Annotated in this window: 10 protein-coding genes; all 10 read left to right on the top strand. The window is 39.5% G+C overall.

All coding sequences use genetic code 11. The features are described from left to right. Entirely contained in the window at positions 1-3,732 is a 3,732-nt protein-coding gene (locus FLAVO9R_RS17595) for a glycosyltransferase (protein ID WP_159533447.1), read from the top strand. Beyond that, positions 3,719-4,180 carry a hypothetical protein gene (locus FLAVO9R_RS17590; RefSeq protein WP_159533445.1) on the top strand — a complete coding sequence of 154 codons (462 nt, stop codon included), beginning with the start codon at positions 3,719-3,721 and terminating at the stop codon, positions 4,178-4,180. Before FLAVO9R_RS17595 ends, FLAVO9R_RS17590 begins: the two co-directional genes overlap by 14 nt. Further along, positions 4,180-5,457: a hypothetical protein gene (locus tag FLAVO9R_RS17585; RefSeq protein WP_159533443.1), complete on the top strand. Its 1,278-nt coding sequence runs from the start codon at positions 4,180-4,182 to the stop codon at positions 5,455-5,457. Before FLAVO9R_RS17590 ends, FLAVO9R_RS17585 begins: the two co-directional genes overlap by 1 nt. Then, positions 5,447-6,346, top strand: a complete 900-nt coding sequence (locus tag FLAVO9R_RS17580) for an FkbM family methyltransferase (RefSeq protein WP_159533441.1) — start codon at positions 5,447-5,449, stop codon at positions 6,344-6,346. The genes FLAVO9R_RS17585 and FLAVO9R_RS17580 overlap by 11 nt, the downstream gene beginning before the upstream one ends. Positions 6,347-6,360: 14 nt before the next feature. Next, the gene (locus FLAVO9R_RS17575) at positions 6,361-7,569 is read left to right on the top strand and encodes a 6-hydroxymethylpterin diphosphokinase MptE-like protein (protein WP_159533439.1); all 1,209 of its coding nucleotides are present in this window, start codon (positions 6,361-6,363) and stop codon (positions 7,567-7,569) included. Between the two features lie 160 nt (positions 7,570-7,729). Further along, complete coding sequence (gene rfbA, locus FLAVO9R_RS17570; RefSeq protein WP_159533437.1) at positions 7,730-8,611, top strand: glucose-1-phosphate thymidylyltransferase RfbA; 882 nt, start codon at positions 7,730-7,732, stop codon at positions 8,609-8,611. Positions 8,612-8,685: 74 nt separating this feature from the next. Next, on the top strand, positions 8,686-9,231 hold the full coding sequence (gene rfbC / locus FLAVO9R_RS17565) for a dTDP-4-dehydrorhamnose 3,5-epimerase (RefSeq protein ID WP_159533435.1): 546 nt from the start codon (positions 8,686-8,688) through the stop codon (positions 9,229-9,231). A gap of 9 nt (positions 9,232-9,240) precedes the next feature. Beyond that, on the top strand, positions 9,241-10,101 hold the full coding sequence (rfbD, locus tag FLAVO9R_RS17560; RefSeq protein WP_159533433.1) for a dTDP-4-dehydrorhamnose reductase: 861 nt from the start codon (positions 9,241-9,243) through the stop codon (positions 10,099-10,101). An 18-nt stretch (positions 10,102-10,119) separates the two neighbouring features. Then, the gene (gene rfbB, locus FLAVO9R_RS17555) at positions 10,120-11,199 is read left to right on the top strand and encodes a dTDP-glucose 4,6-dehydratase (RefSeq protein WP_159533431.1); all 1,080 of its coding nucleotides are present in this window, start codon (positions 10,120-10,122) and stop codon (positions 11,197-11,199) included. Positions 11,200-11,499: 300 nt separating this feature from the next. After that, the gene (locus FLAVO9R_RS17550; RefSeq protein WP_159533429.1) at positions 11,500-12,687 is read left to right on the top strand and encodes a nucleotide sugar dehydrogenase; all 1,188 of its coding nucleotides are present in this window, start codon (positions 11,500-11,502) and stop codon (positions 12,685-12,687) included. Positions 12,688-12,813 lie beyond the last annotated feature (126 nt).

The raw sequence follows: 12,813 nt of genomic DNA, 5'->3' as shown, positions 1-12,813 counted from the left end.
ATGCAGATATTAATTGTAAAAAGAAAGAGTCATCTATTTTTTTTTGAAAATTTAGTTAACTCAGCCGAAGTTGAGTTATATTCCGAAGATCCTGAGTTGATTTCGCTTAGCAAATCCCGATTCAAGAAGAGTGTATTACTCCCACATCAAATTGAGTTGTTCGTTGAACAAATAGGCGCTGAAAATTGTCAAGTTCTTATCCCCTTAGATACTTCTAATTGTTTTAATTCTTGGTATTCAGACCCCATTTTAAGAAGTCTGCCCTCAATTGGCCTTTCATCAGGTGTTTTGGATACTGAATGGGTTTATGATCTGACAATAGAGGGACGTAGGGAAAAACTGGCTTCGCTAACTGGTCTTCTGAAGGGAATCTATACCCCAGATAATGATCCTGAACTAAATATATCAGATACTCCGTTAGTAAGCTCAGGTATATTTGTCGCCAAAGAAGACTTAATGTCTGAACCTAGTAATCAAGCTTTGATCGTTCCAGATTTTGCTGATTACCTTGACCCAGATAAAGAGCGCTGGTTAAAAGATGTTAGCAGTTCTCTAGATAATCTTGGAATAGCTTACTTAATTGCTGATTATGATTCAGCTTATGCTAGTCCAGATGAATTTTATGAGCTAAAGACTAAAGTCGCATCATCCCAATATTTAATTACACCAAGGTCTTATTTGTATTACCTCGCTAGAGGTTGGGGGGGGAATGCTATTGTTTACGACGTAGATAACTACGTCAGTCTATCATTCGATCGGGAATTAAGGCCTCCAGCTGCTCTAATTCGCCACAAGCGTGACTTTAGTCGATTATTTGAAAATCAAGACTCTCAATTTGATGATTCGAAACTTGACGTAACGTACAACGCCAGTGGTACGTTACAAGAATTTGGTGGTTGCACCTCACTTCAGATAACTAAGTCCCATATTGTATTGTGGGGTCGAATGCCGCCGCACAATTATTCTGGGGGAAGGTATCATGGATGGCTACTGGCTGAAGGTTTCGCAGCCCTAGGCTACCAAGTGACAGTTATGACAGATAATCGTCCGTACTTTATTGATGATTTTTCTCATATGCCAGGTCATCGAAATATCCATGTAAAAACCACTAGTAATTTCCTAGATCCAACTAGCTATCCAAGTTACACCGCTGAAAACATCATTGTTATACCGGGTATGGATAAGAATGGTGATATGTATAAAGGAGCGATTGACTACGCAACGAATTGTGGCGCGAGGTTGGGGCTTGTCAATTTTGAGTCTCCCAATTGGTTCAATTCTATGGTATTCCCCAATCGTGACCCTGAATTATGGAAATACTGGGAGGTGACTTCTAAATTTTCCAGTTTAATTTTGTCAACTACAGATGTTAGTCGGGGATATGCCCAAGAATACTACTTGAATAGTCGTGATTCTTGTTTGTTTGAATCGCTCTATGCCCCTATTAATTCGACATACGCCGAACGCTACTGTGAATTAAAAAACAAAGAAAAGCGAGTTATTGTTTTTTTTCCTCGTCACGGTTACTCCGCGCACAAAGGCTGGCAAAACATCGTTGATACGTTGGGGGATGGTTTCAAAAATCATACTGTAGTTTTTCTGTGCGGTGAGTCTGACCTCCCTAAAGATGTAATAGGTTTACTAAACAATTTAGCGACTGAAATTGGTTTTGAAATTGAATATAAGATCAAAATTAATGATCAAGAAAAGTTTGAAGAGCTAGCTCGAGCCTGCTTACTATTGTTTCCGTCTCAATTTGAAGGTTATGGCTACCCGCCTATAGAAGCTTTAGCGGTAGGAACTCCAACGGTAGCTTTTGACTTACCAGTTTTACGAGAGACCTGTGAAGAGCACTTGATATATGCTCCTAATGGCGATTGGGAGAGTTTCAAGCACCTAGCTAACAAAGCACTTGCAACAAATTATCGACTACAACCAGAAGCAGTTGAGCGAGCATTATATGTAGCAAGTTTTACTCGATTTACGGAAAGATTATCGTCGATAACAGACAAATGGATAGATGTCAAAAACGCTGAACTTAAGGCTTGTAGCGAAGATATTACAAAAGCATTTTTCGACTTGAACTCTTTGGTCAGTAAGTTCATCGGTCAGCGCAGTAAAAATATTGAGTCGAAGGCAATAATTAAAGAGTTATTGTATGGTGTAGGGTTTGATCCTAAGACTGATATTCGTATCAATAGCGCAAGTCGAGTATTGATAACTGTACAAAATACATCTGTAATCGATGTTGAACTAGGCTCAAATACTTTATTAGATCTAATTGTTCACCTAAATAAAAAAGGTATTGGTGTTGATGTTCTGTCTCAGGATTTTGCGATTGAAACGTTTGCACAGCGTTTTAAGTTCAGCCTTAATAGATTCATCAGTATTGGGAAGTCGGAGCTAAATGCCCCACAGGTTCGTGGCGAAGTTGGTATTTTGCTACTCAAAATGTTACATCAATATAGTTATTTCGAAATCATCTGTGTTGATGAATTTTTATATCCTGAACTCATCGAAATAGCCAATGTCTCAGTATGCCCCCAAGTTGCTAGTTTGGACTTGACGAGAAAAGTGCGGACAAGTAATAAGATATTTTCTCGTAATTATGTTGGGGAATTAGAAGGGGGGACTGGTGATAGTACCTTCATTGTTCCAAATAGTTTGTTAGTAAGTCGAGACAGAAAGGCATGGTTAGTCAATGGACCAAATCAGCTTGTAACTATCGTTGTTGATAATTTTTGTACTAAAACAATTCGTTTATTGGCTAACTTTGAGCAGGTGATGCAAAGCCTTCAAAAACAAGGGCTCTCAATAGACGTGCGGTTGGCGTCAAAATCTCCAATGACTTCCCTCCCTTATTTCGCAAGTTCAGTTATATACCAAAATAACGATGACCTTTATAAATTCATGCGACAAAGTATGTTTAGCGTAAATTTGTTAGAGGGGCAACTTGAATCTTATCTAAGTACGATGAATCGCTTAGTTGGCGTTATTGAATTGAGCAGTGAACTGAGTTCACGAGAGCTAGAAGCTATAATAGTGAAACTTTCTTCTGATTCTGAAGTGTGGAAGAAAGTTCGTCGAACCGCGTTTAATGATGAAATTAATAAAGCTGCATCATTAAACTACTATCGAGGTGTTCTCACTAATACCGGGTCTAAAGATGCTAATTTAATGAATAAGTTTGAAGCTGGTAAAAAGACTTTCATTCAAGACTTTGAAAAGCTGCAACCAAGGCTATTTCTGCAGTTCAAAGAAAAGTTAAACCTGGGGCTTATCGCTCAAGCTTGTGAGATTTTAAAACGTTATACATTAACTTCCGAAGATGATGTCGTCGCAAAAGCTTTACTGATAAAGCTATCGCTACTGGCTGGAATGCCGAGCTTTGCAGAGGCGCTCAACAGGGAACTTATAGCCAAGTATCCGGTCGAGTCGTTAGTGTATTCTTTAGGAGCTAAAGTCAAACAATACCTTAACCAAACAGCTTCTGCATCACAGTATGACTACTTTGGTCTAATGCTCGACTCTACTAGTATTGAAACTATCTTATGTGCGTCACAATCTAGTATAAAAGCGGGCCGCAGTATCGACATCGAAATTCATACAACGATAGTACAAAACGTCGCTAGTTTTCAACTAGATGAAAATTTAGAAGGATTTAACTGTGAACGACAATCTCACTTATATAAAGCGTTAATCGAGGAGTATGCAAACAATGGAACATATTGATCTAATCAAGTTTGATAAGTCATTCCATGGTTCTGGTTGGTATGATCCTGAGCATTATTCCAGTGAGAATGGAGATGTTTTTTATCGCTGGATGGCTTCTGGGGAGGACTGTTCGGTATCATTGCTCTCAAATAACGAAAGCTGTTGTATTGTCTATTGTGATGTTATGTCAATGGTCAGTAGTGAAGTACTAGAGTACTTAGAAATACATGTTGATGGGCAAGCCGTAATTTGGTCGGCAAACGGCCAAGATGGTAATGGTGTTCGTTTGCAGTTTTTGTTGCCGGTAAAAACTGATTTACAAGCTTGCGAAGTTACTTTTAGGGTCACTAAGTCTTTTAAGGCAGGAGGACAAGACTTGAGACATTTAAGTTTCGCATTCAGAGAAATTTCTGTAACTAGAGTTCGCTTTGAGGCGTTAATGGAATTACTTGAGGTTGGGTGCTAATGGAAAAGCTTTTTGAAAACTTAAGTATGAAAGAGCTTAAAGCAATTAGGCGGAAAACAGGTGTAACTAACGCGGTTGTTTATTATCCGAAGTTTAAATCTAGTGAAGAATTAACCAATCATTATCATCGGGCTCGCTGGTATTTACCTTATGAAAAAAACGTGATTGAAAAGGTGAAACTGTTCTCAGATGATGATGCTAGTATTCAGGAGCGGCCTGAATATATGGCCCCCCCAATTTCATCTTCCGAGCATATCTGCGATCTTAAAGATATGGATATTGAATCATTGGTTGCAGCTAAATGTGTTTTATTATGGGATTATCCTAGTGAAATGCTAATACAAAAATTCCAGAAACTCGGTATAAGGTCTTTTAATATAACAACTAATGACTTAGATACTGCTGAATATGGTAATTACTGTAAAGTTTTATGGCAGTTAACTTCAAACGCCGATAAAGATAAAATTATAGAGTCTAGCCACTCTCGATTTAAAAATTATTTAAAAAGGCTTTCCAATAAAGAGTACAAAGCAGCAGCTGTATTTGGAACCGGCCCTAGTATAGATTTAGCGTCTGAATTTGACTTCTCTCGATGTTTTACACACGCTTGTAATACAATTATTCTGAGTGAAGAGCTCATGGATGCGATAAAGCCAGATTTTTTATCTGCTGGCGACGTTGTAAGCCACTTCGGTATCTCTGAATATGCACACCAATATCGGGAAAGATTGCACTCAACTCTACAAAGCACTGATTGTATGTTTTTGACAACATCTCAATTCGGTTATTTGTTTATGGTGCAATATCCGGATGTGGCAGATAAAGTGTTAGTTAGTGATCAACGGGGCTTTTTACCTAACTATGATTTAAATAGTGATTGGAACTTACCGTGTTTAGATAGTGTCTTTAATATTCATATGGCGCCGACGGCTTCGACATTTTCAGATACTGTGTTTGTTCTTGGCTGTGATGGTAAAAATCCCGATGAAAGCTTAAATGAGGATTTTTGGCAACACTCAAAGAAAGCACAGTTACATAACCTAGTCGATTCTGGGCATCAGTGCCACCCAACATTTGATGTCCATCGTCAGAAATCTACTTGGGACGGTTATCAAAATTCTGTTCAACAAACATGTGGTTTGGGAGAAAATCTTTATGGAAAGCGGTTTTTTACACTACATCCTTCGTACACCATAGGCTTAAACACGAGATTCATTGACAGCGAAGAGCTAGAGAAAAATTTCCCATTTTTAATAAAGCGAAGCCATGAAGTTTGATAATATTTTAGCACTGGAGCTGACCGACTCGTATGTATGGCTAGAGAAACTTAGGTCAGCGCTTGGGGAACATCAATATCAAAAGGCTAGCAGTATAGTTAAAAGCTATGAATCACAAGGCTTTCCTCATCGGAACTGGAAAAAAATGTTACTAGAAAGTTTCGCCAAAGGTGAATCTTTCCAAATATATAGCCGGAATATGCAGTTTGCTAATCTCAATGATGCGAGAGCTTTACTAGACGAATTGATTATAGACGACGTTTACGGACTAAATGCATTGTCAGATTTAGCTTATGTAATTGATGCAGGTGCAGCCAATGGTCTTTTCTCAAGGATTATAACTCATAAATTCCCGACCGCCGAGGTTCAAGCTATAGAACCAAATCCTCGGAACCTGACGATGATTAAGCATAACTTAAGTCGTGAAATCAAAAACGGTAGGGTAGTTCTACAGAAAGGAGCTTTGTCAACATCGCAGCATGATATCTGTATCGAAATCCCTAAAGACGTTAGAGTTTGGGGGGGCCTTGGGGCAACTTCTGTAGAAAGAGATCGACTTAACGTCCGTGAGCTATTAAGTGTCGAAACAAAGAGTATTGATTTAAACACCTTTTTAACTAAGCCTGTTGATTTACTAAAGTGCGATATTGAAGGTGCTGAGTTTAATGTATTATGCTCGGTCGAAGATAAAATCAAGCTGTGTAAAAGATTGCTAATTGAAATTCATTCGGACGTGAAGGATTTTTCACAAAAGTTCAGCCAATTAATTTCGTTTCTTGATAGCCATAATTTCGACTTTGCATGCTATGAAGGCGTAAAAAGTAGTGGGAACATGTTTCTAGGTAAACCTTTCCCGTCGTTCATGTTATGTGCAGTAAATAAACACTGAGAAAGTAATTCAAAATGGATTTAGAAATTAAATTTTATGTTTGTGAATCTCACAAATTTGCAGGGACATTTGCTTTCATAGCGGAGCTCGTTGAAGTTAGAGTTAATGAAATAAGTAAAGCTTTTGTTTCTAAGTCAACTTCCCCATTAGCGGATTTTTGGGTTGAAATTCGGAAGGAGCAACATAAAACTATTCTCGCGGGGTCGGGATTCCTTTATGACAGTTCAATTATTGGGAGTTTGAAGCTAATAGTTGAATTTGAAGATAATGTATTCCAGAGTTTTACTTTCCCGTCACCATCCATCATTGAACAAGGTGTATTGAGTTGTAATATAGACGATGATTATTTAAAGGTTAAATACTGGAGTAAGAATGGTTTATCTGACTTGGCTCCCATTGATTATTTAGAGAAGAGTAAAGAACAATGGTACGCACCTCTCAGCAAAGTCTATATTCATGAAAAGAAAATTGCAGATACCCAAGCCGATTTTGTCCCTATTCTTCCAAAATCTGGGCCTGAACAGCCAATTCCAAAAGAATTACTCAATGATACTCACCACCCTCAAATGAAAGAGTTGTTAGCCCTTAAGGGACTTCATGAAGGAAAAGATGCCGTTTTTATTGGTAATGGGCCAAGTTTAGATCTCAACTTGCTATCAAAATTTGATAATCATATTTTTTTTGCGTTTAATCGTTTCTATTTAGCCTATGATCAAACAAGTATTAGGCCAGATTATTTGGTCAGTGCAGACCAGCAAATGATAGAAGATTTCGGTAAAGAAATGATAAACAAATCTCAGGCTAAAGTTTTTTTAGCAGGAGAAAGTAATTTACCGTTGAGCGGAAACTATATTTGGTTGAAATTGGTCAATATTTTTCCTGCTTTATTTTCAGAGGATGTTGCTAAGTTTGTAACGCCCGGGGGGTCAACACCATATGTAGCAATGCAAATTGCAGCCTATATGGGTATTAAGCGGATATTCTTATTGGGCTTTGACTATGGGTATCAGTTTGATGAGCAGGATAAAAATCGAAGTTCTAATGTTGTAAGTGGGGAAGGTAATCACTTCATTAAAAATTACCGGGATGGGAAGCCTTGGATACCGCCCTCTTTTCGCAACATAGGCCAATCATTTTGGACCGCTAGACTTTATTTCGAATCAAACGGGGGAGAAATAGTAAATCTATCGCCTTCTAAAAGTTTAAAAGCATTTAAAAATTAGTTTAAAGTTAAGCCACGTTCTCTTATCGCTTTAGTCAATTAATATCATCTTAGGCCGCTAGGCCTTTAATTCGGGGCTGTGAGATTGGTAGTATGGCTACATTCAAGTTATGATGTTCTAAACATGGAAATCAAAAGATTTAATATAAGTGAGCTGTTGTATGAGAAAAGGAATTATTCTAGCTGGCGGATCTGGCACACGTTTACATCCGTTAACTAAAGTGGTGAGTAAGCAGCTTATGCCTGTTTACGACAAGCCTATGATTTTTTATCCGTTAACGACGTTAATGATGTCGGGCATTCGTGATGTACTTATCATCACCACGCCAGAAGAGCAGCAACGTTTTATCGACCTTATTGGTGACGGTTCTGCGTTAGGTATGAATATCCAATATGCGGTACAACCATCGCCCGACGGCCTTGCGCAAGCTTTCCTTATTGGTGAACAGTTCATTGGAAATGACAGTTGTTCGTTAGTGTTGGGAGACAACATTTATTACGGCCACGATTTAAAGCTTTCGCTGCAAAACGCATATAAGCAAGAGCACGGTGCTACCGTATTTGGCTACCACGTAAACGATCCTGAGCGTTACGGTGTAGTGGAATTCGACGATAATTGGAACGCGCTTTCAATTGAAGAAAAGCCTGCCGTTGCTAAATCTAACTATGCGGTTACTGGCCTATATTATTACGATAATCGCGTTGTCGATTTCGCAAAAGAAGTGAAGCCTTCACATCGTGGTGAACTAGAAATAACCGACCTTAACAATCTTTATCTGCAAGACGGCAGTTTGAAGGTTGAATTAATGGGCCGAGGCTCAGCTTGGCTTGATACGGGAACGTTGGATTCATTACTTGATGCAGCAAACTTTGTTGCCGCGATAGAAAAGCGCCAGGGCTTAAAGGTTTGTTGCCCTGAAGAAGTGGCGTACAGAATGGGTTATATAAACGCTGAACAGCTCGAAAAGCTAGCAGCTCCACTTAAGAAAAGTGGGTATGGCGATTATCTGCTTAAAGTCATCAACGACAGGGTTAAAATTTAACATCACTTCAACTTTTAAAAGGTGGCAATGCCACCTTTCTTCTTATCTAATTTGCCAGTTTGTACGGAAAGTAAATGCAAGTAATTAAAACAGACATCCCAGACGTTAAAATCATTGAGCCAAAAGTATTTGGCGACGAGCGCGGTTTCTTTCTTGAAACCTTTCGCACCGACTGGTTTAAAAAAGAATGTGCAGACGTTGAATTTGTGCAAGACAACCATTCAAAATCCAGCCAAGGTATTCTTCGTGGTCTGCATTACCAGTTAGAACAAACTCAAGGTAAATTGGTTCGCGTAGTCAGCGGCGAAGTATATGATGTTGCTCTTGATATGCGTAAAGATTCACCTACGTATGGAAAGTGGGTAGGCGTTTTACTGTCGGCGGAAAATAAACGACAACTATGGGTACCTGCAGGTTTTGCTCACGGCTTTTATGTAACCAGTGAGTCTGCTGAGTTCGTATATAAGTGTACCGACTACTATCACCCAGCGTCAGAAGTGTCGGTTAAGTTTGACGACCCAACTTTAAACATCGATTGGCCTTTAGTTAACGGTGAAAAACCTTCTTTATCTGGAAAAGATGAAAACGGCGTAGCGTTTGTCGATGCCCCTACGTTTTAAGGATTAAACATGAGTATTGTAGTTATTGGCAATGCTGGCCAATTGTCATTTGAGTTGGTGCGTATTTTAGGTGAAGACACTATTTGTTTAGGCCCTGAAGATACTGACATTACCAACGAATCTGTATTATCTGAAACGCTAAGCAAACTAGCGCCAAGCGTTATTATTAACGCAGCGGCTTATACTGCGGTAGATAAAGCAGAAGAAGATTTCGATTTATGCCACGCGATAAATGCCACAGCAGTTGAAAACTTAGCAAAGTACTGTAAGCAATCAGGTGCATTTTTAGTACACGTATCTACAGATTACGTATTTAACGGCCACAAAGGTTCGCCTTATCTTACTGATGACACTATTGAGCCTCAAGGGGTTTACGGTAAAACCAAAGCGGATGGCGAAAAAGCCTTGCTGGAACTACTTCCTAACTCAAGTTGCTTAATTCGTACTGCGTGGGTGTATTCATCACATGGCAATAACTTTGTGAAAACCATGCTGCGTTTAATGGCAGATAAACCGCAATTGTCGGTGATTGACGACCAAATTGGCACGCCTACGTGGGCTAAAGGGTTGGCAGAAGTGTGCGTAAGTGCAGCGCAAAATAAAACCCAAGGTGTATATCACTGGACTGATGAAGGCGTAGCTAGTTGGTACGATTTCGCGCTAGCCATTCAAGAGCTTGGCATTGAAAAAGGTTTGTTGTCTTCGGCTATTCCGGTATTGCCTATTCCTTCTTCTCAGTACCCCACACCGGCTTCACGACCGCATTACAGCGTGCTAGATAAAACCAGCACACGAGATACTTTTTCATCACTTAATCTTACACATTGGCGTACTCAATTGTCTGCCATGATGGATGAGTTAAAAGCATAATTATTGAGTAACACACGTATGAAAACAATTTTAGTAACAGGTGGTGCGGGGTTTATTGGCTCGGCAGTAGTTCGCCATCTTATTAATGATACAGAACATAAAGTCGTAAACTTAGATAAGCTTACTTACGCGGGTAACTTAGAGTCGCTTTTGTCTGTATCAGATAACGAGCGCTATGCGTTCGAACAAGTCGATATTTGTGATGCCGACGGCGTAAAAGCCGTTCTTAATACCCATCAACCCGATATCATTATGCACTTAGCGGCAGAATCTCATGTAGATCGTTCAATTGACGGCCCTGGTGAGTTCATTCAAACCAATGTTGTAGGTACTTATACCTTGCTTGAGCAAGCACGTGCATATTGGTCAACGCTTAATGATGTGAAAAAAGAAGGCTTTAAATTCCATCATATTTCAACTGATGAAGTTTATGGTGACCTTCCACATCCAGATGAAGTAGAAGAGGGCGCTGAACTGCCGTTATTCACTGAAACTACGCCATATGCACCAAGCTCGCCTTATTCTGCAAGTAAAGCGTCTTCTGATCAGTTAGTGCGTTCATGGTTACGTACTTACAAGTTACCTACATTGGTAACCAACTGTTCGAACAATTATGGCCCATATCACTTTCCTGAAAAGCTAATTCCGTTAGTTATTCTAAATGCCTTAGCAGGCAAGCCACTACCGGTTTATGGTAAAGGTAATCAAATTCGCGATTGGTTGTATGTGGAAGATCATGCCCGCGCATTGGTGCTAGTGGCCCTTGAAGGGAAAATTGGCGAAACCTATAACATAGGCGGCCATAACGAAAAGCAAAATATTGAAGTAGTGAATACAATTTGCGACATTTTGGATGATGTTCAACCTAAAGACAGTAAATATTCAGAGCAAATCACTTATGTGGCAGACCGCCCTGGTCACGATATGCGATACGCGATTGATGCATCTAAAATTGAACGTGAGTTAGGCTGGTCACCCCAAGAGACCTTCGAAAGCGGTATTCGCAAAACCGTTGAATGGTACTTAAACAACGAAGGCTGGTGGAAAGCGGTACTAGATGGTAGTTATCAAGGCGAACGCTTAGGTGCTGGCGATTAAAGGTTAGTACCCCACTGAATGAAAGTGCCTTAGGAACCCTGCTATGAAATGATAGTAGGGTTTTGTGTTTATTAAGCACTAATAAATACAAATTTAATATTAGGCGCGTATATTGCTTATTTATCGCTAAATTACGATTTTTCACAAAAACGCGTGTTTAGAGTAAAGAGTAATTTAGTATTTGAGGTCACTAGGCACCTTTATGATGCATTTTCATGATTATTTCAAAAAACTCATGCACAATGTTTAGAGTGAGTCTTATTTGTATAGTTACACCTAAAAGAATTGGAGATATAGTAAATGGATAATACGTCGAAAAGTTTAAAAATAGCCGTTGCAGGCACAGGCTATGTAGGTTTATCTAATGCAGTATTACTAGCACAGCACAATGAAGTGATTGCGGTAGATGTAGTTCCTGCAAAAGTGGATCTTCTAAACGACAAAAAGTCTCCTATTGAAGATAAAGAAATTACAGACTACCTAAATAACAAGCAGCTTAACCTTAGAGCAACGTTAGATACTGAACTTGCTTATAAAGATGCCGAGTTTGTCATTATCGCAACGCCTACAGATTACGATGCGCAAACCAATTACTTCAATACCAACTCAGTCGATGCGGTAATTAAAGAAGTTATGCGAGTAAACCCTAATGCGGTAATGGTGGTTAAGTCTACCGTTCCAGTAGGTTTTACTGTTGAAGCAAAAGAGCGCCATGGCACTGAAAATATTATTTTCTCACCAGAGTTCTTACGTGAAGGTAAAGCCCTTTACGACAACTTGTACCCAAGCCGGATTATTGTGGGTGAGCAAAGCGAGCGTGCAAAGACATTCGCAGCATTGCTAGAGCAAGGTGCTATTAAAGAAGACATTAATGTACTTTTCACTCACAGCACTGAAGCTGAAGCTATCAAGCTTTTCGCGAATACGTACTTGGCCATGCGTGTTGCTTACTTTAACGAACTAGATAGCTATGCAGAGCGCAGCGGTCTTAACACGAAACAAATCATTGAAGGTGTGGGGTTAGATCCGCGCATTGGCGATCACTACAACAACCCAAGCTTTGGTTACGGCGGTTACTGCTTACCTAAAGACACTAAGCAGCTGTTGGCAAACTACAGTGACGTGCCTAACAACATGATTCAGGCTATTGTTGATGCTAACCGCACCCGTAAAGACTTTATCGCCGATTCTATTGTGAGTCGTCAGCCTAAAGTGGTGGGTATCTTCCGCTTAATCATGAAGTCTGGGTCTGATAACTTCAGAGCGAGTGCCATTCAAGGCATCATGAAGCGTATCAAAGCGAAGGGTATTGAGGTAGTGGTTTACGAGCCAGTAATTACCGAAGACGATTTCTTCCACTCCCGCGTAATTAAAGACTTAGAAGAGTTTAAATCCATTTCTGATGTCATCGTTGCGAACCGCGTAACAGAAGACATTGAAGACGTATTAGAGAAAGTGTACAGCCGTGATTTATTCGGCGCTGACTAACACTCATTAGCTTATGAACACGTAATAAAACCAGCTGTTAAGCTGGTTTTTTGTTTTCAATATTCACAGTATCTTACGCTTTCCATTTATATCTCTATCTGTGCCATTTATTTACATTCGACTTTC

The sequence above is a fragment of the Alteromonas sp. 38 genome (genome assembly GCF_902506055.1).
GTDB classification, from domain to species: Bacteria; Pseudomonadota; Gammaproteobacteria; order Enterobacterales; family Alteromonadaceae; genus Alteromonas; species Alteromonas lipotrueae.
Note: the sequence above shows the minus strand (reverse complement) of the source record. Positions and strands in the feature narration are given on the sequence as shown.